Origin of the sequence: Pseudomonas sediminis (assembly GCF_039555755.1) — a bacterium.
Lineage (GTDB): Bacteria > Pseudomonadota > Gammaproteobacteria > Pseudomonadales > Pseudomonadaceae > Aquipseudomonas > Aquipseudomonas mendocina_D.
The window spans coordinates 926,809-945,270 of record NZ_CP154631.1; the positions used below are offsets into that span (position 1 = coordinate 926,809).

17 protein-coding genes and 1 riboswitch are annotated in these 18,462 nt (G+C 65.3%); of the genes, 5 read left to right on the top strand and 12 right to left on the bottom strand.

What is annotated here, in order from left to right; translation table 11 throughout:
- The first annotated feature begins 9 nt into the window (after positions 1-9).
- Positions 10-714, top strand: a complete 705-nt coding sequence (locus tag AAEQ75_RS04440) for a DUF4198 domain-containing protein (protein ID WP_343350984.1) — start codon at positions 10-12, stop codon at positions 712-714.
- A 7-nt stretch (positions 715-721) separates the two neighbouring features.
- Here AAEQ75_RS04440 and AAEQ75_RS04445 read toward each other — a convergent pair whose 3' ends face one another.
- Positions 722-1,291 (bottom strand): pseudouridine synthase, encoded by a 570-nt coding sequence (locus AAEQ75_RS04445; RefSeq protein WP_343352332.1) that lies wholly within the window; start codon positions 1,289-1,291, stop codon positions 722-724.
- Between the two features lie 173 nt (positions 1,292-1,464).
- On the opposite strand from AAEQ75_RS04445, the gene ahr reads away from it, so the two are divergent.
- Together ahr and AAEQ75_RS04455 are read left to right on the top strand one after the other, a co-directional pair.
- Positions 1,465-2,496, top strand: coding sequence for an NADPH-dependent aldehyde reductase Ahr (gene ahr / locus AAEQ75_RS04450; protein ID WP_343350985.1), 1,032 nt, complete (start codon positions 1,465-1,467; stop codon positions 2,494-2,496).
- A gap of 59 nt (positions 2,497-2,555) precedes the next feature.
- A complete protein-coding gene (locus AAEQ75_RS04455) occupies positions 2,556-2,999 on the top strand; it encodes an acetyltransferase (RefSeq protein ID WP_143504715.1) in 444 nt (147 codons plus the stop codon).
- On the opposite strand, the gene AAEQ75_RS04460 is transcribed toward AAEQ75_RS04455, so the two are convergent.
- Positions 2,989-4,332, bottom strand: coding sequence for a PLP-dependent aminotransferase family protein (locus AAEQ75_RS04460; protein WP_343350986.1), 1,344 nt, complete (start codon positions 4,330-4,332; stop codon positions 2,989-2,991). The genes AAEQ75_RS04455 and AAEQ75_RS04460 overlap by 11 nt on opposite strands.
- An 80-nt stretch (positions 4,333-4,412) precedes the next feature.
- On the opposite strand from AAEQ75_RS04460, the gene AAEQ75_RS04465 reads away from it, so the two are divergent.
- Complete coding sequence (locus AAEQ75_RS04465) at positions 4,413-5,384, top strand: threonine dehydratase (RefSeq protein WP_143504717.1); 972 nt, start codon at positions 4,413-4,415, stop codon at positions 5,382-5,384.
- Between the two features lies 1 nt (position 5,385).
- Here AAEQ75_RS04465 and amn read toward each other — a convergent pair whose 3' ends face one another.
- Positions 5,386-6,918, bottom strand: a complete 1,533-nt coding sequence (gene amn / locus AAEQ75_RS04470; protein WP_177429645.1) for an AMP nucleosidase — start codon at positions 6,916-6,918, stop codon at positions 5,386-5,388.
- Positions 6,919-6,985: 67 nt separating this feature from the next.
- Between amn and AAEQ75_RS04475 the strand changes: the two genes are divergently transcribed.
- Complete coding sequence (locus tag AAEQ75_RS04475) at positions 6,986-7,714, top strand: hypothetical protein (RefSeq protein WP_343350987.1); 729 nt, start codon at positions 6,986-6,988, stop codon at positions 7,712-7,714.
- Between the two features lie 9 nt (positions 7,715-7,723).
- Here AAEQ75_RS04475 and AAEQ75_RS04480 read toward each other — a convergent pair whose 3' ends face one another.
- The 9 genes from AAEQ75_RS04480 to AAEQ75_RS04520 form a co-directional block, all read right to left on the bottom strand.
- Positions 7,724-8,404: an energy-coupling factor ABC transporter permease gene (locus AAEQ75_RS04480; RefSeq protein WP_343350988.1), complete on the bottom strand. Its 681-nt coding sequence runs from the start codon at positions 8,402-8,404 to the stop codon at positions 7,724-7,726.
- 52 nt (positions 8,405-8,456) lie between these two features.
- Positions 8,457-8,659: riboswitch (cobalamin riboswitch) on the bottom strand.
- 52 nt (positions 8,660-8,711) lie between these two features.
- Entirely contained in the window at positions 8,712-9,143 is a 432-nt protein-coding gene (locus tag AAEQ75_RS04485) for a PaaI family thioesterase (protein WP_343350989.1), read from the bottom strand.
- A 12-nt stretch (positions 9,144-9,155) separates the two neighbouring features.
- Positions 9,156-10,805 carry an acyl-CoA dehydrogenase family protein gene (locus tag AAEQ75_RS04490; RefSeq protein WP_343350990.1) on the bottom strand — a complete coding sequence of 550 codons (1,650 nt, stop codon included), beginning with the start codon at positions 10,803-10,805 and terminating at the stop codon, positions 9,156-9,158.
- Positions 10,802-11,443 (bottom strand): TetR/AcrR family transcriptional regulator, encoded by a 642-nt coding sequence (locus AAEQ75_RS04495; RefSeq protein ID WP_125834485.1) that lies wholly within the window; start codon positions 11,441-11,443, stop codon positions 10,802-10,804. Before AAEQ75_RS04495 ends, AAEQ75_RS04490 begins: the two co-directional genes overlap by 4 nt.
- Positions 11,444-11,551: 108 nt before the next feature.
- Positions 11,552-13,960, bottom strand: coding sequence for a hybrid sensor histidine kinase/response regulator (locus tag AAEQ75_RS04500; protein ID WP_343350991.1), 2,409 nt, complete (start codon positions 13,958-13,960; stop codon positions 11,552-11,554).
- Positions 13,961-14,051: 91 nt separating this feature from the next.
- Entirely contained in the window at positions 14,052-14,942 is an 891-nt protein-coding gene (locus AAEQ75_RS04505; RefSeq protein ID WP_343350992.1) for an ABC transporter substrate-binding protein, read from the bottom strand.
- Positions 14,939-16,915, bottom strand: a complete 1,977-nt coding sequence (gene fhuB, locus AAEQ75_RS04510) for a Fe(3+)-hydroxamate ABC transporter permease FhuB (protein WP_343350993.1) — start codon at positions 16,913-16,915, stop codon at positions 14,939-14,941. The genes AAEQ75_RS04505 and fhuB overlap by 4 nt, the downstream gene beginning before the upstream one ends.
- A 2-nt stretch (positions 16,916-16,917) precedes the next feature.
- On the bottom strand, positions 16,918-17,685 hold the full coding sequence (locus AAEQ75_RS04515; RefSeq protein ID WP_343350994.1) for an ABC transporter ATP-binding protein: 768 nt from the start codon (positions 17,683-17,685) through the stop codon (positions 16,918-16,920).
- Positions 17,679-18,425 carry a siderophore ferric iron reductase gene (locus AAEQ75_RS04520; protein WP_343350995.1) on the bottom strand — a complete coding sequence of 249 codons (747 nt, stop codon included), beginning with the start codon at positions 18,423-18,425 and terminating at the stop codon, positions 17,679-17,681. The genes AAEQ75_RS04515 and AAEQ75_RS04520 overlap by 7 nt, the downstream gene beginning before the upstream one ends.
- Positions 18,426-18,462 lie beyond the last annotated feature (37 nt).

Genomic DNA, 18,462 nt, shown 5'->3' on the forward strand with positions numbered 1-18,462 from the left:
AGTTTCCCAATGCGCACCCTCTGCCTGCTCGCCAGCCTCGTACTGGTTCCCGCCGCCCAGGCGCACACCTTTCTGGTCAAGCCCGAGCAAACGGACGATCAGCTATCGATAGCGGTGCTGATGACGGAAAAGCTCTTCGAGGGCGAACGCTTGCTCAAGAGCGGTGATGTCAGCCTGCGTGTACTCGACGCCGAAGGGCAGAGAGAGATCACCTTGCACGCCGACGAAACAGCCAAGGCCCTCGTCGGCGAGCTACCCCTACCAGCCGGCAGTGCCCTGGCTGCCGCACGTAGCACCCCGCGTTACCGCGCCATCGAAAAAGGCCAACAGAGTGACGATCCGGCCAAGACGCTGCGCATCGAGGCCTTCGCCAAGGCGCTGATCAATCCGCAGGCTCCAGGAGAGGCGTTTGCCCTGCGCGTCGGTGATCGCCTGGAGCTGGTGCCACTGGACAACCCGGCGCAACTGAATCCGGGCGATACCCTACGCGTGGAAGTGCTGTTCGATGGTCAACCACTGGCCAATGCCCGAGTCGCGGCCATGGCGCCACAACACGATCGCCTGGTGGCTCACGCCGACGCCAAAGGTATCGCCAGCCTGCAGTTGCCGGCAGCAGGGCTGTGGGTCGTTCGCAGCGGACACCATAGCGATGAAGCCGATGCCCGCAGCGTCCGCTACGAGGCCAGTGCCAGCCTACTGCTGGCCATCGACTAAGCAGGGCTCAGCCCAGCGAGGCCGGCACCTCACGCCACTGCCCAGGCTGCAACCCATCCAGCCGCCACGGCCCGATGGCCACACGCACCAGGCGCAAGGTCGGCAAGCCGACAGCGGCGGTCATGCGCCGTACCTGGCGATTGCGCCCCTCGCGAATCACCAACTCCAGCCAGGCAGTCGGCACGCTTTTTCGAAAGCGCACCGGCGGGTTGCGTTCCCACAGCTCGGGCTCGTCCAGGCGCCGCGCCTCAGCCGGCAGGGTCGGGCCGTCATTGAGCGTCACGCCATCGCGGAGCTGCTGCAACTGTCCATCGCTCGGCTCGCCTTCCACCTGCACCCAGTAGGTCTTCGGCAGCTTGTGCTTGGGGTCGGCGATACGCGCCTGCAGGCGGCCATCGTTGGTCAGCAGCAGCAAGCCTTCGCTGTCACGATCCAGACGCCCGGCCGGGTAGACGCCTGGCACATCGACGAAGTCCCTGAGTGTGGCGCGGCCCTGCTCATCGTTGAACTGGGTGAGTACGTCGAACGGCTTGTTCAGGATCAACAGCCGCGGCTGCGCAGGCGGAGCCTTGGCCACACGACGCGGGGCGGCAGAACGGCGATTGGCGGGAGGACGAGGGCGCGACATGCAACGGGCTTCGATGAAAATGAGCTGCGCAGTGTAACCCACGATAAGCGGCGCTGATGGTGCTTCCACGTCCTGCCAGAGCGACTAAGCTGCGAGTTTCCCCCTGCGATCAGGAGCCACCGATGAGCAATAACGCCGAACTCGCCACCTTCACCGGCTGGGCTGCCACGGCACCCAAGGCGCCATTGGAACGCCTGAGCTACGACCCCGGCCCGCTCGGCGCCGAAGAGGTGGAAGTGGCGGTGGAATACTGCGGCATCTGCCATTCCGACCAATCGATGATCGACAACGAATGGGGCAATGCGCGCTACCCCTTCATCCCCGGCCATGAGGTGGTCGGCACCATTGCCCGTCTCGGCGAGCAGGCACGCGGTCTCAAGCTGGGTCAAAGAGTCGGTATCGGCTGGTACAAGGGCAGTTGTATGCACTGCGGCTCGTGCATGGAAGGCTCGCACCAGCTGTGCCGCTCGGTGAAGCCGACCATCGTTGGTAGCCACGGCGGTTTCGCCGACCGCCTGCGCTCGCACTGGGCCTGGGCCGTGCCACTGCCCGATGGCCTCGACCCGGCACTGGTCGGCCCGCTGTTCTGCGCCGGTTCCACGGTATTCAGCCCGCTGCTGGAGTTCGACATCAAGCCCACCGACCGCGTCGGCGTGGTCGGCATCGGCGGCCTCGGCCACCTGGCGCTGCGCTTTCTCAACGCCTGGGGATGTGAGGTGACGGCCTTTACCTCGTCATTGAACAAGCAGGATGAAGCCAAGCGCCTGGGCGCGCACAAGGTGGTGGCCTCCACCGACAGCGCGGCGATGAAGGCGATTGCCGGCACCCTGGATTTCCTCCTGGTCACCGCCAGCGCCGACCTCGACTGGATTGCCCTGCTCGGCACCCTACGCGGCAAGGGCCGCCTGCACTTCGTCGGCATCGTGCCCAGCGCCATCCCGGTGCATGTGTTCAACCTGATCCCGCAGCAAAAGAGCCTGTCCGGCTCGCCGGTAGGCTCGCCGAAAAACATGGCGACCATGCTCGAATTCTGCGCTCGCCATCAGATCCTGCCACAAGTCGAGCAATTCCCCATGAGCCAGGTGAACGCGGCCATCGACCATCTGCGCAGCGGCAAGGCGCGCTACCGCGTGGTGCTCGACGCGAGCAAATGACAGCGCGGGCGCAGAGCTGGCATGCTCTGCGCCCCGTTTCATCCAAGATGCCTGCCGTTATGCCGCTGACTCTCGACACACCCACCGATGCCGAACTGCCCACCCTGGTGGAAATCTGGGAGGCTGCCGTGCGCGCCACTCACCACTTCCTGCCGGAAAGCGATCTGCAGGTGATCAAACCGTTGCTCCGCGATCAGTATTTCCCGGCCGTGCAATTGACCTGCGCGCGCGATGAGTCAGGGCGAATACTGGGCTTTCTCGGCACCAGCGAGGGCATGGTGGAAATGCTCTTCGTCGACCCCGCCTGCTACGGCCAGGGCGTGGGCAAGCGACTGATGCGCCACGCCATCGACGTGCTGGGCGCCACCCGGGTCGACGTCAATGAGCAAAACCCGCAGGCCGTCGGTTTCTACCAACACCTGGGGTTCGTCGTGACCGACCGCTCGCGCCTGGACGGCGGTGGGCGGCCCTTTCCTATCTTGCACATGACACTCAAGCGCTAGGCCAGGCCGCCACGATTCCTTCCAGCGCCTGCTTGAGCTCGACCCGGCTGGCTGCCGCGGCGAGGCTGATGCGCACGGCATTTCCCGGATTGGCCTCGACCGCGAACACCTCGGCCGGCACCACCTCGACGCCATGCTGCCGGCACGCCTCGGCCAGACCAGCCGGCGTTGCAGCATCCAGCCACAGGTGCGGCGCCACCGCCCTGCCCTGCGGCATACGCGGCCCGAGCACGCGCGCGGCCAGGCGCCAACGCTGCTGCAATTCCTCGATCTGCCAGGCCAGGCGCTGTTCGGCGATGCCGCTTTCGATCCATTCACAGCCCAGCGCCAGGCTCAGCGGTGTCACCGCCCAGCGGGTGGCCTGAGCTTCGGGATCGATGCGTTCGAGCAGCTCCGGCGCGCCGGCGATAAAGCCCAGACGCAAGCCGGGCGCGACACTCTTGGACAGGCTGCTGATCAGCAGGCAACGCTCCGGCGCCTGTACCGCCAGCGGAGCCTCACTACCAAGCACGCCGTAGACATCATCCTCGATGATCCACAAGCCACGACGTCGCGCCACCTCGGCGATGGCCGCGCGGCGCTCGGCGTCCAGGCTGGCGCCAGTGGGGTTCTGCAAACAGGGCGTGAACACCGCCACGCGAGCGCCGGTGGCACGGGCAACGCGATCGAGGTCATCAGGCAGGATGCCGTGCTCGTCCATCGCTACACCATGCAGTGGCAAACGCAGTTGACGCGCGGCGGCCTTGATCCCCGGCGCAGTGTAGCGCTCTACCAGGATCGGCTCGCCCGCCTCGCAAAGCGCCAGCAGCGCCGCCGACACGCCTTGCTGGGCGCCGGCGCAGAGCAGCAAGCCTCCCGGCACCAACTCCAGGCCGCGTCGGCGCATCCAGGTCACGCCAGCCAGGTGCGCACGCTCGACCAAGGCTGCAGATGGGTATGCCTGCAAGGCGTCCAGCTCCCCCCGTGCAACCAGTGCGGCGAGGCTGATGGAAAGATCTTGGTTGTCCGGGTCATGCACCGGTACGTTGGTCGACAGGTCGATCAGCTCGCCCTGCGCGGTCGGTTGCTTGAGCCGGAACAGACTCGCCTCACGGCTGCCGGCGAGCACGTAGGTGCCACGGCCGACCTCGCCGGAAACCAGGTGCCGACGCGCTGCCTCACGGTAGGCAAGCATCACCGTGCTCGGGTTGATGCCCAGCGTCCAGGCCAGACGTCGCTGCGGCGGCAGCCGCTCACCGGGCTTGAGTTCACCCCGGCCGATGGCCGCGGCGATGGCCTCGACCAACGCCAGGTAAGTGGGTAAGGCGCTGTCTTGAAGGTCAGGAAGCCACATTGCTTGCCATGCAATATAAAGATTTACCCATACAATGCGCCGCACTAGCATCCGGGTCAACGCCACTCGGAGTGCCTGCCATGTTCGACCTCGCCCAATTGCGCCAGAGCGCCGCACTGATTCACCGCCACATGGCGGCCACGCCGCAACTGACCTGGCCGCTGCTCGCCCAGCGGCTGGGCTGCGAGGTCTGGGTCAAGCACGAGAACCACGCCCCGACCGCGGCCTTCAAGGTGCGCGGCGGGCTGGTCTATATCGACGCCCTGCTGCGCCGCGAACCGCAGGTACGCGGGTTGGTCACCGCCACCCGTGGCAACCACGGCCAGAGCCTGGCACTGGCGGCGCGCGCCGCAGGACTGGCGATTCGCATCCTGGTGCCGCATGGCAACGCCCGCGAGAAAAACGCCGCAATGCGCGCTCTCGGCGCCGAGGTGATCGAACATGGCCGCGACTTCGACGAGGCCCGCGCCGAGGCCGCGCGCATTGCAGAACGCGATGGCCTGCATTGGGTGCCGTCACTGCATGAGGATCTGGTGCGCGGCGTGGCCACCTACGCCCTGGAACTGTTGGAGGCGGTTCCGAATCTGCGCCGGGTCTACGTGCCCATCGGCATGGGCTCGGGCATCTGCGGGATGATCCGCACCCGCGATCTGCTTGGCCTCGATACCGAGATCGTCGGCGTGGTCGCCAGCGGCGCCGACGCCTATGCGCAGAGCTTCGAGCAGGGCCGCCTGGTGCAGACCGAACGCGCCGATACCCTGGCCGACGGCATGGCCTGCCGCCAGCCGCAGCAATTGGCGCTGGACATGGTTCGCGCGGGCGCCGCACGCATCGTGCGGGTCGACGACGAGGAAATTCGCGCCGCCATCCGCACCTATCACGAGGACACCCACAACCTCGCCGAGGGCGCTGGCGCCGCGGCGTTGGCCGCCCTGATGCAGGAGCGTGAGCTCAATGCCAGCCAGCGCGTGGCCGTGGTGCTCAGCGGCGCCAACATCGACCGCGCAGCACTGGCCGAGCTGCTGCGTGACGAGGCGCCCGTCGCGGCCTGACCTAGCGGAACGGCGGCTCGTCGAAGCTGCGCAACTTGCGCGAGTGCAGCGAATTGAGCTGGCTACGCATCAGCTCCAGCGCGGCGATGCCGATATGCAGGTGCTGCGTCACCGCGCGCTCGTAGAAGGCGCCCGCCGCACCGGGCAGCTTGATCTCGCTGTGCAGCGGTTTGTCCGATACGCACAGCAGCGTGCCGTAGGGCACCCGCAGGCGATAGCCTTGGGCGGCGATGGTGCCGCTTTCCATGTCCACCGCCACCGCGCGTGACAGGTTGATCAACGGCCGTTCCTGGGCCCATCGCAGTTCCCAGTTGCGGTCGTCGTAGGTCAGTACGGTGCCGGTGCGCAGGCGTTTCTTCAGCTCGTCGCCCTCTTCGCCAGTGACCAGCTTGGCCGCTTCCTGCAGCGCCTGTTGCACTTCAGCCAGCGCCGGCAGCGGAATATGCGGCGGCAGCACGCGGTCGAGAATACCGTCGCGGCGCATATAGGCATGGGCCAGCACGTAGTCGCCGATGGTCTGCGACTGACGCAGGCCGCCACAGTGGCCGATCATCAGCCAGCAATGCGGACGCAATACGGCAAGGTGGTCGGTGATGTTCTTGGCGTTGGATGGGCCGACGCCGATGTTGACCAGGGTAATGCCGTGGCCGTCCTCGGCCTGCAGGTGGTAGGCCGGCATCTGGTAGCGGTGCCAGACCACGTTCTCGATGATTGCCTGCATCTCGCCTTCGGCCATGCCACGCTCGATCACCACGTTGCCCGGCAGCACCATGCGGGTGAAGCGCGAGTCGCCCACCAGCATGTCCAGACCGTGGCGGATGAACTGGTCGACGTAACGGTGATAGTTGGTCAGCAGGATCCACGGTTGCACATGGCGCCAGTCACTGCCGGTGTAGTGCTGGATGCGCTTGAGCGAGAAGTCGGTGCGTGCCGCGTCGAACAGCGCCAGCGGCAGCGGGTCGATGTTCTCCCAGTCGTACAGGCCGTCGGCAGTGCCGTCGGTGGCGGCGGACAGGTCGGTGCTGGGGAATACGCGCGCCAGCTCGGCGGCGGTCACGCCACTGCCGGCCAGTTCATCGCCACCCTCGACCACATACGGGTAAGGAATGTTCTGCTGGCTGCGGCCGACTTCCACACGCAGGGTGAAATCGTTCATCAGCGGGCGCAGCTGCTCCAACAGGTATTTGCGAAAGGCCGCCGGCTGGGTCACGGTGATGGCGTAGGTGCCCGGCACCTGCACCTTGGCGTAGGCGCGTACGGTGGTCGGCACCTCGCCCTGGCACAGGTAGGTCAGGCGCAATTCGGGATAGCGGAACAGGCAGTGCTCGCTGGCATCCGGGCGGATGCGCTCCTTGAGGTAACGCTTGAGCGCGTGGCTCAGGGCACCGGTGGCCTCCTGGTGCAGGGCGGCAAGGCGGTCGACTGCTTCTTCGGGGGTATGGGCAATGATGAAATCATCTGAGCAGGCTTTCACTGTGCATCTTCCTGACTGAACGTACGCGCCTATCTTGCCTGCATACGGTGACGAAAACATAGCTCGACAGACCTCACATCGCGTTGCCAACGACTAGGCTTGGAGCAATTGCCCAGAGGTCATCTTCATGCGTCGTGCAATCGTTATGCTGTTGGTCGTGGCCTTATGCTCAAGTACTCAAGCCGGTGAACTCGATGGCCACTACCGGGCCACCCTCGACGGCCAGTCGAGCGAGCTGATCTTGCGTCAGAACGACACCGTGGTGGAAGGCGAGTACGTGGAGAACCAGCATCTGCGCCTGATCGTCAAAGGCCGTTACGACGGCAAACTGCTACGTGCCGAGATCAGTGAACCACAGACCGGTCTCCTGCTGGCCAACATGAACGCCACCTATGCCAACGCCATGCTCAACACCAGCATTGCGGCGCGCAATCCCCGCAACGGCGAGGTGCTGGAACGCCAGGCATTGTTCCAGCGCGAAGCCGCAACAACGGCGGCGACGCCTTCCGCCGCAGGCACTCAGGATTCGGCACTGGTCGGCACCTGGGTACACGAAAAGATCATCAACAGCGGCGGTGCCAACTTCGCTTCGTTCAACACCCTGATGACCCTTCAACTGAATGCCGACGGTAGCGTCACCCAGTGGAGTCGCTCGGTCGGCGGCGGCAGCGACTGGAGCTACGACAGCCCCGGCGAGATGCAGTACAGCGGCCAATGGCGCAGCCAAGGCGGCATGCTGATGGTGCGCCTGGCAGGCGCCGCCGATTATCAACCCGCCGCCTACTACCGCTTCAGCGACCAGTACCTGGTCACCGAGAGCAATACCGGCAAGATGATCTGGCAGCGCCGCCGCTAAGCGACTGGGTCAGGCCGTCTGGTGCAAACGCACGTTGAACAGCGGCCCCTGGCTGAAGCGCGACAGCGCCTTGGCACCAGCCAGCACACCCAGGTCGATCAGCGGTTCGACCAAGATCACGCTCATGTAGGCCAGACCGAAACTGCCCACGGCCGCCAGGTTCTCGCTGGAGAAGCCGTGACCGTAGAAGGCCCAGAACGCAACCCAGGCGACGATGCCGCCCTGATAGGCAGTCGACAGCGCCAGCGCCTGCTTGTAGGAAAGATCGACGTAGGCGGTGCCGGGCGCAACGATGCGCTTGGCCAGCAAGCTGATGCCCCACAACGGGATCAACAGCGTGGTGACGTTCATGCCGTACTGCGGCAGGTCGAACTGAGCGAATAGCAGCCCCTGCAGCAGCAAACCAGCCGCCAGACCGATGGCTGCTGCACCGGCACCGAACAGCAACAACAGGGTCGAACCGAGGATCAGATGCACCTCGGAAACACCCACCGGGTGATGCGGGAATACTTCGAAGAAGCAGAACACCAGGGCGGTGGTCAGCAGGCTGCGCAGCGCCAGGGCGGCGGCACCGCCGTTGCTGCGGACGCTGTCCAGGGCGAGTTTGGCGGTCAGGCCGAAAGCGGTGACGGCCGTTGCGTAGCTGAGCAGGATCTTGGCGCCTTCGACGACACCGGGTTCGATATGCATGCGAGTTCCTTTGCCGCGCCCACCGCGCGACGATTCGGATAGAGGGTGGGCGGAACGCCCGTTGTCGATGGCAGGTCTCCTGGCTCACGGCTTGGCACTCCGCCCGCCTTCCCGACCGAAGTCAGTGGCATGAGGGCATCGTTCGCCGCTTACAGTTGCGGGGGCAGCCAGGGCATTGGCGAGATTCGCCGCACCCTGTTCCCTTTTCATCCGCGTCACGTACGTGCACGCAGAACCATCAGCGGCAAGATTACTCGCCTGCCCGGCTAAAAAACAGCGTGCCAGACAATCCGCTCTCAGCCCTCGTTCAGACCGGCAACGTCACCACCGCCATGGTCACCGAAGCCTTGCTATACAGGCGTTTCTGGCCGTTTTCCTCGCTGAACACCTCGGCCTCGACCACCGTGGCCTGGCGCCCGGCCTTGAGCACATCGGCGCGGCAGAACAGGCGTGCACTGCGCGCCGGACGCAGCAGGTTGACCTTGAGCTCCAGGGTCAGCACCGTCTGCCCCTCGGCCACCAGCGTCGCGGCGGCAGCACCGGCCGCATGATCGGCCAGAGTGGTCTGTACACCAGCGTGGATGAAACCGTTCTGCTGCAGGTGGCGTGGCAGGATGTTCAGCTCCGCCTCGACCCAACCTGGGCCGCAGTCGGTAGCTCGAATGCCCAGGTCGTTGATGAAGTTGGCATCGGCGAAGCCTCGCTCGACCAACTCGCGATAACGCGGATGTGCTTGCATGCGGGCCTCCGGTCAGGCCAGGTGCGGCGTGCTACGCGCCAGCAACGCCTCGACATCGACACCTCGCGGCAGAGTGCCATAGACCCGGCCACGGCCTTCCAGCCGGCTGGCGATAAAGGCATCGGAGACGGTGGCGTTGCCCGCCTCCAGCAGCAGCTTGGCCTGCAGCGCCACGGCCATGTCTTCGGTGAGCTGGCGCGCGCGGTACTGGATATCGGCGGTATCGGCAAAATCGGCTTTCAGACGCTGAATATGTGCCTTCAGACGGGCATCGCCATGGCCATCGCCCAGCTCGGCGAACAACGCATCGAGTACGCCGGGCTCCTTGGACAATGCGCGCAGCACGTCCAGGCATTGCACGTTGCCGGAGCCTTCCCAGATCGAGTTGACCGGCGCTTCGCGGTACAGACGCGGCAGGATGGTTTCCTCGACGTAACCGGCGCCCCCCATGCACTCGCTGGCCTCGTAGATCATTTCCGGCGCGCGCTTGCAGATCCAGTACTTGCCCACGGCTGTGACCAGACGAGCGAATTTGTCTTCCTGCGCGTCATGCTGGTGGTCGAGCGCGCGGCCCATGCGCATGCACAGCGCCAGCGCAGCTTCGCTCTCCAGCGCCAGGTCGGCCAGCACGTTCTGCATCAACGGCTGGTCGGCGAGCAGCTTGCCGCCCACCTGACGATGCGCGCAGTGGTGAGCGGCCTGGGTCAGCGCCTGGCGCATCAGACTGCTGGAGCCGACCATGCAATCGAAGCGGGTCATGGCCACCATCTCGATGATGGTCGGCACGCCGCGCCCTTCCTCACCGAGCATCCAGGCGAAGGCGCCGCGATACTCCACCTCGCTGGAAGCGTTGGCCCAGTTACCCAGTTTGTTCTTCAGGCGCTGGATGTAAAACGCGTTGCGTGAGCCGTCCGGGCGATGACGCGGCAGCAGGAAACACGACAGGCCCTTGTCGGTGTAAGCCAGGGTAAGGAAGGCGTCGCACATCGGCGCCGAGCAGAACCATTTATGGCCAACCAGCTCGTAGCCCTGCCCCGGCCCACCGAGGCCGATGGGATAGGCGCGGGTGGTGTTGGCGCGCACGTCGGTGCCGCCCTGCTTCTCGGTCATGGCCATGCCGATGGTGACGCCGGTCTTCTGCTCCATCGGCAGGTTGCGCGGGTCGTACTCGGTGGCGAGGATCTTCGGCAGCCATTGCTCGGCCACGTTGGGCTGCAGGCGAATGGCGGGCACCGCGGCAAAGGTCATTGTCAGCGGGCAGCCACTGGCCGCTTCGGCCTGGCTGTGCATATAGGTCAGTCCGGCGCGGGCGACATGGGCGCCGGCGCGCGGGTCGGTCCAGGGCAGCGACGGCAGACCGTGCTCGACCGCCGTGCGCATCAGCTCGTGGTAGGCCGGGTGAAACTCCACCAGATCGATACGATTACCGTAGCGGTCATGACTCTTGAACACTGGCTTGTTCTCGTTGGCGAGAAAGCCGGCCTGCATCAGCGCTCCACCGGCAAGCGCACCATAGGCGCTCAGGCGCTCGTCTGCCCAGGCGCCGTCATAACGACGAGTCCATTCCTGCAATGGCAGATCGAGGCGATAGAGGTTGGCGCCATCCAGGCTCGGCACCTGGTTGAACACCTCGTGGGTTTCGGCATGCAGGCTGGGTCTCATCGCGTGGGCTCCTCGGCGCCGACGGCGCGCAGGCAAAAGGTGGCAAGACTGGCGCTGACCTGCGCCAGCTCCAGGGTGGGTTGACCGGCTTCGCGCGCGGCGCGAGCAGGTGGCGACAGAGGGCCGACCAGCGCTTCGGCAATCGCGCCGACCAGGCAGGCCGCCATCAGGCCGATCTGCTCGACGCGAAATTCACCGGCCCCGGCGCCCTCCTCCAACAGATCGATGAACAGTTCGGCGTAGGCTTCGCGGTAGAGCAGGCGCTGCTCATCGACCTCCGGATCGACCGGTTCGGCGATCAGCGCAAAAGCCATGCGGCGGCTGTGCCAGGCGCGGGCGGCGAACTGCTCAAGACCGATGCGCAAGCGCTCACTGGCGCTGCCCGGCCCGCGCAGGGCGGCGGCCAGGGCATCCACCTCACGCTGACTGGCAGCGGCGAAGACCTCGGCGGCCAGTTCACCCTTGCTACGAAAGTGGCGGTACAGACTGCCCGTGGCGATACCGACATCATCGGCCAGCGCCTGCATGGTCAGGGCGGCGAAACCGCCCTCTGCCACTCGCAGCAAGGCGCAGTCGAGGATGCGCTGGCGCTGCGCCTGATCGCGGTCGAGTCGAGCTTCGGTGATGCGATAAGCCATGGTCTGAACCCTGATTCACTTGCATGCAGTGAATCAGGATTCAGACCATGGCTAAAGGGACGATCCGGCCAAATCCGCGGCCTATCCCAAGAATGAGGCTGCGGGGTGTCAGAGCGGAGCAGCGCCGCCGGAAACCGTGGCTGGACGGCACAGCACCCAGTCGTGCAGCAGCACGCGCAGCTCCTCGAACTTCACCGGTTTGGCCAGGTAATCGCTCATCCCTGCGGCCAGGCAGCGTTCGCGGTCACCGCTGTGGCTATGGGCGGTGATCGCCAGCACCGGCAGTTCGGTGCACCCCGGCAGGGCACGCAGTGCGCGGCAAGTGGCGAAGCCATCCATCACCGGCATCTGGCAATCCAGCAGCACGGCATCGACGCTTTCATTGCGTAGCAGCTCCAGCGCTTCGGCACCGTTGTCGGCGGTTCGCACACGGTAGCCCAGCTTGAGCAGCATGCCGCGGGTCACCAACTGGTTGATCGCATTGTCCTCGACGATCAGCACCGTGCACTGCTGCGCCTGGCGCTGCACCGTGCCGCTCTGCGCACGCGGCGGACGCACGATCGGCGCCGCCTGCTGCTGCGGCAACGTCAGCGGCACGTTGAGACGAAAACGGCTGCCGAATCCGGGCTGCGACTCATGACTGAGGCTGCCACCGAGCAGGTCGACCAGTTGCCGGCAGATCGCCAGGCCAATGCCCAGGCCGCCATATTTGCGGGTCATGGACCCGTCGAGCTGATGGAAGCGCTGATACAGATCGCCCTCATGAGCGAAGCCAATACCGCTGTCGCAGACCAGCACGCTCAGCGGCAGGTTGCCACCCACACTATCGGCACGGCCGACCTGCAGGGTCACACCGCCCTCGCTGGTGAACTTGATGGCGTTATCCAGCAGATAGCCCAGCGCCTGCGCCAGCTTGGCGGCGTCCCCCTCCAGGGTATCGGGCAGGTTGTCGTCCAGTTCCAGGGCGAAGGTCAGCCCCTTGTCCTCAGCGCGCGGCGCGTACTGGGCACGCAGACCATCGAACAGCCCGCGCAGGCTGAACGTCTCGCGCCGCGGATAGAGCTTGCCGGCCTGTAGTTCGGTGAGGGCGAGGATATCGTTGACCATGCGCATCATATCGCGTGCGGAGGTCGCGGCGGTCTTCTGGTACTGCTCCAGCTCGATGTCCATCTTCACCGTCTGCATCAGCTCCAGCGAGCCGATCACGCCATTCATCGGCGTGCGCAGTTCGTGGGTGACGGTGGCGAGGAACTCGTCCTTGAAGCGGTTGCTGTCGGCCAACTCCTGGTTCAACGCTTCGAGCTTGCGTCCGGCTTCCTGGAGGATGCGCGTGCGCTCTTCCTTCATCGCGTTGATGCGATCAGCCAGAGCCAGCGACAGCAGGCCCACTTCAAGCGCCGAGCCGATCTGGCTGGCATACATGGTGAGAAACACGTTGGGCAGGTAGCCAAGCACCATCAGCGTGTTGACGATGCCGCCGATGAGAAAGGCGGTCCAGGCGAAGATGAAGTACCGCGCCACGCGCATACCGCGCAGCCAGGCGAGGATACCGGCGGCGAAGATAACCACGGTGAACAGCAGGGCCAGGTAGGTGGCCAGACGCAATGCCGTGGCATAACTGATGCTCAGCGCCAGGATCATCACCCCTGCGCCGCAGGCCATAAGCAGCAGCAACAGGCGATCGACCCAGGGGCTGTGTTCGCCTGTGTGCAGGAAGCTGCGAGCGAACTGGCAGCCGAACAAGGCGGCCGATCCAATCAGAAATGGCGTCGCGGCATTGGCCCACCAGGGGTTGTTGGGCCAGAAATACTCGATGCCAGCACCGTTGACCGAGACCTGATACAGGCCGAACGAGGCGATATAAAGGATGTAATAGAGGTAGCTGGTGTCGCGCACGCTGAGGAAGATGAACAGGTTGTACACCAGCATCACCAGCAGCACGCCGTAGATGATGCCAAGCACGTAGATACGCGCGGGCTGCTCTTCCAGATAGGCGTTGGGTGCCCACAGTGTCAGCGGCGCCTGGATCGAGCCCTGGCTTTCCAGGCGCAAATAGATGCGCTTGTTCTGGTTCGGCTCGAGATTCAGCTCGAACAGGTAGTTGTGCTGGCGGATCTGGCGGATGTCGAAAGGCAAAGAATCGCCGGTACGCTGTGCCAGAGTGAAACCACCGGCCTCGTCGGGGAGGTAGAGCTCAAGGTGATCGAGCGGCGGATAGGCCAGTTCAAGCAGCCAGTTGCGTGGGCCCTGTGCCTGCTGCGGCAAGTAGTGCAAATCCAGCCGCAGCCAGAACACAGAGCGCGAATAGCCGGCATTGAGCACAGGCTTGTCATGCAGGCGGAAGCTGCCTTGTACAGCCGGCGAGGCGATATCGTCGATGCTGGCATCGCCACGCACGTCTTCGAACACGTACATGCTCTGTCCCAGCGGCAGGGCGCGAGTCTGCTCGTCGAAGGTAACAGCGCCCACGAGCGAAGGAAGAACGATGCTCACGATGAGCAGGAGCAGCCGGTACATACAACTCCAGAACCCTGTCGAACGACGCCCAGGCCCCCATTAGCCCATCAGATGGCGCCGCCACGCACGGCAGACTTATATTCTAATCGCTCTACTCTAAGGGCTGTTGGGGCGCTTTTCCAGATTCAGACGGCAGTTTAAGCAGCGCCTCACCTATCGCCTCAGCCAGGTACTGCAGGGAAAAAACCCCGCCGTAGGTCCAGGTCGAGGGCATCGCGGCGAAGCGCTGCTCGCGCACGAACGGCATTGCCTGCCACAGCGGTGAGGCGAACAACTGCGCCTCTTGGGGGAAGGGTTCGATATGCAGCACCACGCCCTGCTCGATACGCCCCAGGGTAGTGATCGGCACCTGAGTGATGCCCCAGGGGCTCGGCGGCAGGTCCAGTGCCGGCTGCAGGCCGAGCAGCGCCAGCGCATGTTGCGGCATGGAGTTGGGGCCGTTGATGAAGGCGGCGGTCGGCGACGAGAAGCGAATCACCGTGACGGCCGGCAAGTGCTCTGCGTAATGAGCCTGCAGCCGCTCACGCCATTGCGCCAACTCGGCGTCCATCGCCTGCAGCCGCTGCTCGGCCAACGCCTCGCGCCCCAAGGAGCGCGCCAGGTCGAGAAACGCCTCGCGCTGCACCTGCAGATTGTCGTGCTGCTGACTGAAGCCCTGGTACACCTGAACCGGCGCGATACGTTCGAGCAACGGGCGAATGTCTTCCAGCACCGGTGGAATGACGATCAGCTCAGGCTGTAACTCGGCCAGCAACTCGAGGTTGGGCTCCAGGCGCGAACCGCTCGAAGGCACGCCCTCAGGCAGCGTCGGCCTGACCACCCAGGCGCGGTAGTCACCGGCATCGGCTACGGTCAGTGGCGCCACGTCGAGCATCAGCAGATGCTCGGTGGCCTCCCAACTCAGTGCTGCGACCCGTGGCGCATCACCCGCCCAGGCAGGCGTCAGCCACAGCAGCAGCAACCCGAGCAACCAACGCTTCACGCCAACCTCCCACGAATCAGCAGGTAGACGAAGTAACCGCCACACAGCACCGAGGCGACAATGCCCACCGGAATCTGCAACGGGAAGATCAGGGTGCGGCCAACCCAGTCCGCCAGCAGCATCATCACCGCGCCCAGCGAGGCCGCCAGCAGCAGTTGCGGCAGTACCCGGCGCGCGCCGAGCATCACCGCGATATGCGGGGCCAAAAGCCCAAGAAACGCTACTGGCCCGAGCAGGCTGGTGACCAACGCACACAGCAGCGCCACCAGCACCAGCAACGCCAGACGCAAGCGCGGCACGTTCAGGCCACGGCTGGCGGCCACCCCGTCGCCGATGCCGATCAGCGTCAGGGCGCGCTGAAACAGCAGCGCCAGCGCGCCGAACAGCAGCACGCCCAGCGTCAGCATCAAGGCTTGCGCCGGTGTGGCGCGGTAGGTAGAGCCAGCCAGCCAACCGAGCAACGCGAACGAGTCACCACTGCCCTTGGCCAGCACGAACTGCAGCGCCGCGTTGAGCAGCGCGCCCAGGGAAATCCCCAGCAGCGCCATCAGCGCTGGTGAGTAGCGATGACGCCGCCCCAGCAGCATCAATACCGCCAGCACCACCAGGCTGCCGACGAAGGCCGCCAGCGGCGCGACCGCACCGAGTGCCGCACCACCGAAGATGATCAGCGCGAGCATCACCGCCAGCGTGGCCCCAGCAGAGAGCCCGAGGATATCCGGGCTGGCCAGCGGGTTACGCAGCAGGCGCTGTAGCAGCAGGCCGGAAATCGCCAGGCCAGCGCCGGCCGAAGCAGCCGTGAGCACCCGCGGCCAGCGTAGAGACCAGACCAACGCCGACGGCCACTCCAAACGCCAGCCATCGATACCACGCGCCAGGCCGAGCGCCACGGTAAGCGCCAACAATGCGAAGACCACTACCCACAGCGCACTGCGCCAACCGAAGTGCTCGGCGCCGCTCGGCAGTTGCAGGCCACGCGGATCTTCCGTAGCCAGGTGGCGGCGCGCCAGCCATAACAACACTGGCGCCCCGATCAACGCGGCAGCAGCGCCACTGGGCACCAGCTGGCCACTGAGACGATTGGCCAACAGCGCCAGGGCGTCGGTGCTGAGCAAGAGCAAGGCGCCAAGCAGCGCACTGTAGAGAAGCTCGTCTCGCGCGGTGCGGGCGCCGAGCATTTTCGCCATGTTCGGTGTGAGCAGGCCGATGAAACCGATCAGGCCGACCGCTGTGATCGACACCGAACATAGCCACAGCGCCGCCAGAAACAGCACCAGCATCACCGGCCACAACGCCAGGCCACGGCCCTGGGCAGCATCACCGCCAAGCTGCAACAGGCTCAACGGCCGCGGCGCCAGGATCAGCAACGGCAGCGCCAGCAACAACTTGGGCCACAGCCACTGCACCCAGTGCCAGTCGATCTGCGCCAGATCACCCGCACCCCAGACGAACAGCCCCTGGGTGTACTGGTTGTTGATCAGGACCAGCCCGGCAGCCAGGGCGCCGAGCAACAGATTGATGGCCATGCCACCCAGCACCAGCGGCAGCCCGCCAATACCGCTGCGCCCGGCAATCAGCAGCACCAGGCCGACTGCCAGCAGCGCACCGAGCAGTGCCGCCCACTGCCCGTGATCGGCCACGAAGGTCGGCACCAGCAAGGTGGCCAGCACTAGCCCGAGCCAGGCCCCGGACGAAGCGCCGATGGTCATGGGCGACACCAGACGATTTTGCGTGATCTGCTGCAGCAGGCTGCCGGACAAGCCCAGCGCAGCGCCCGTCAGCAGCGCCATGCTGAGCCTGGGTAGAGCCGACAGTTGCAGCTGCAGAAACTCGAAGCTGTGCTCGGCAGAAGCAAGCATCGCCCACAGTTCGAATGGAGCGAGATCGGCGGCCAGCCACAGGTGCAGGAGGGCCAGGGGCAGCAGCGCGAGCAGCGTCAGAAGGTGGCGTACCGGCGCCGAGACTGCCGCCATGCTCAGGCCACCACGGCAATCTTGCGGGCGCTGCCGGGTTGTTCGATCAGTTCGATATCGATGTCGTAGAGCTGGCTGAGCAACGGCCCGCTGAGCAGCTCGCCCGGGCTGCCGTCGAAGAAGATCCGCCCCTGCTTGAGGGCGATCACACGGTCGGCGTACCGTGCGGTGAGGTTGATGTCGTGGAGGATGGCGACGATGCCGCGTCCGCTGTCGCGATTGAGCTGGCGCAGCAGGCCCATCAGCTCGTACTGGTGCGCCAGGTCCAGCGCCGAGGTGGGCTCATCGAGCAGCAGCAGGGGCGATTGCTGGGCCAGCAGCATGGCGATCCAGGCACGCTGGCGCTCGCCACCGGAGAGGCTGTCGGCCAGATGATCGGCGTAATGGGCGACATCAGTCTGGGCCAGCGCCTGATCGACCGCCGCATGGTCCTCGGCACGCCAGCGGCCGAGCAATCCACGCCAGGGGAAGCGCCCCAGGCGCACCAGCTCACGCACGGTCAGGCCGGCGACGTCGGGCAGGTGCTGCGGCAGGAAGGCCACGCGCTGGGCAAAATCACGGGAGGAAAAACCGGCCAGGTCGCGCTCATCGAGCTGCAGCGAGCCTCGGGTCGGCTGTAACTGCCGCGCCAGCAGGTTCATCAGGGTCGACTTGCCCGAGCCGTTGTGGCCGAGGATCACGGTGAAGCGATCACCTTCCAGATGCAGTTCGTCCACTGCCAGCGTCACCCGCTCGCCACGACGCACTTCGATATCACGCAGATTCAGCATGCCTGAGCCAGCTCCTCACGCAGACGCACCAGGCGCTCGTCACGACGCAATTTCGGGCAGGTGCTGCACAGCTCGCCGTCGCAACGCCGAAAATGCTGGCAACAGGCCTTGCGCTCCAGGGTCAGGCAGTCACGTCCATCCTCCAGGCGCACTTCCAGCAGGTCACTACCACCGCGTAGCCCCAATGCCTCCAGCCAGCGCGCCGACAACCCTCGCAGTTGCTGGTTATCCAGGTTCAGTTGACGCTGCACCAGCAGCAACGCTGCCAGCACATAGTCGGCTGCCAGCCGCTGAGCCAGCTTGCCGTGGATGCTCTGCACCTGACAGAACTCAGCATGCTGGCGGCGCAGCAGGTCGGCCAGTTGGCTGCCAGCAAGGTTGATCAGCTCGTCCTCTGCAGCCCGTTGCGGGCAGTGATCGGAAAGACAGAAGCCCAGCACCACACCACTTTGAACATCCTGTCCAAGCGACGACAGACAGGGCATACGCCGCGCGAGATGCACGCCGAGCAAGATCAGGTAGATGGGTTGCCAGACCAGGTAGGTCCAACTGCGCACCGTCCAGTAATGTGGGCCAGCTTCGGGATGAGCCTGCTGCCAGTACTGATAGAGCTCGGCGATACGCAGGTCGTTACCCTCGCGGCCGCACACCAGCAGGTCAGCGTCGGCCGCACCGATACGCCCCTGCAGCCCGGGCAGGCTGCTGGAAATCACGTCGAACAGGTGATGAAGATCGTGCATCGCGGCGAACCCGGATGATGGAAGCAGTGCGAAGGGC

Excerpts from the sequence above, each read along its gene's own strand:
- AAEQ75_RS04455 (WP_143504715.1), top strand. The coding sequence starts at position 2,556 with ATGCCGCTGACTCTCGACACACCCACCGATGCCGAACTGCCCACCCTG.
- AAEQ75_RS04465 (WP_143504717.1), top strand. The coding sequence starts at position 4,413 with ATGTTCGACCTCGCCCAATTGCGCCAGAGCGCCGCACTGATTCACCGC.
- AAEQ75_RS04480 (WP_343350988.1), bottom strand. The coding sequence starts at position 8,404 with ATGCATATCGAACCCGGTGTCGTCGAAGGCGCCAAGATCCTGCTCAGC.
- AAEQ75_RS04460 (WP_343350986.1), bottom strand. The coding sequence starts at position 4,332 with ATGTGGCTTCCTGACCTTCAAGACAGCGCCTTACCCACTTACCTGGCG.
- AAEQ75_RS04490 (WP_343350990.1), bottom strand. The coding sequence starts at position 10,805 with ATGAGACCCAGCCTGCATGCCGAAACCCACGAGGTGTTCAACCAGGTG.
- AAEQ75_RS04500 (WP_343350991.1), bottom strand. The coding sequence starts at position 13,960 with ATGTACCGGCTGCTCCTGCTCATCGTGAGCATCGTTCTTCCTTCGCTC.
- amn (WP_177429645.1), bottom strand. The coding sequence starts at position 6,918 with ATGTTTTCGTCACCGTATGCAGGCAAGATAGGCGCGTACGTTCAGTCA.
- fhuB (WP_343350993.1), bottom strand. The coding sequence starts at position 16,915 with ATGGCGGCAGTCTCGGCGCCGGTACGCCACCTTCTGACGCTGCTCGCG.
- AAEQ75_RS04515 (WP_343350994.1), bottom strand. The coding sequence starts at position 17,685 with ATGCTGAATCTGCGTGATATCGAAGTGCGTCGTGGCGAGCGGGTGACG.
- AAEQ75_RS04485 (WP_343350989.1), bottom strand. The coding sequence starts at position 9,143 with ATGCAAGCACATCCGCGTTATCGCGAGTTGGTCGAGCGAGGCTTCGCC.
- AAEQ75_RS04440 (WP_343350984.1), top strand. The coding sequence starts at position 10 with ATGCGCACCCTCTGCCTGCTCGCCAGCCTCGTACTGGTTCCCGCCGCC.
- AAEQ75_RS04520 (WP_343350995.1), bottom strand. The coding sequence starts at position 18,425 with ATGCACGATCTTCATCACCTGTTCGACGTGATTTCCAGCAGCCTGCCC.
- ahr (WP_343350985.1), top strand. The coding sequence starts at position 1,465 with ATGAGCAATAACGCCGAACTCGCCACCTTCACCGGCTGGGCTGCCACG.
- AAEQ75_RS04495 (WP_125834485.1), bottom strand. The coding sequence starts at position 11,443 with ATGGCTTATCGCATCACCGAAGCTCGACTCGACCGCGATCAGGCGCAG.
- AAEQ75_RS04475 (WP_343350987.1), top strand. The coding sequence starts at position 6,986 with ATGCGTCGTGCAATCGTTATGCTGTTGGTCGTGGCCTTATGCTCAAGT.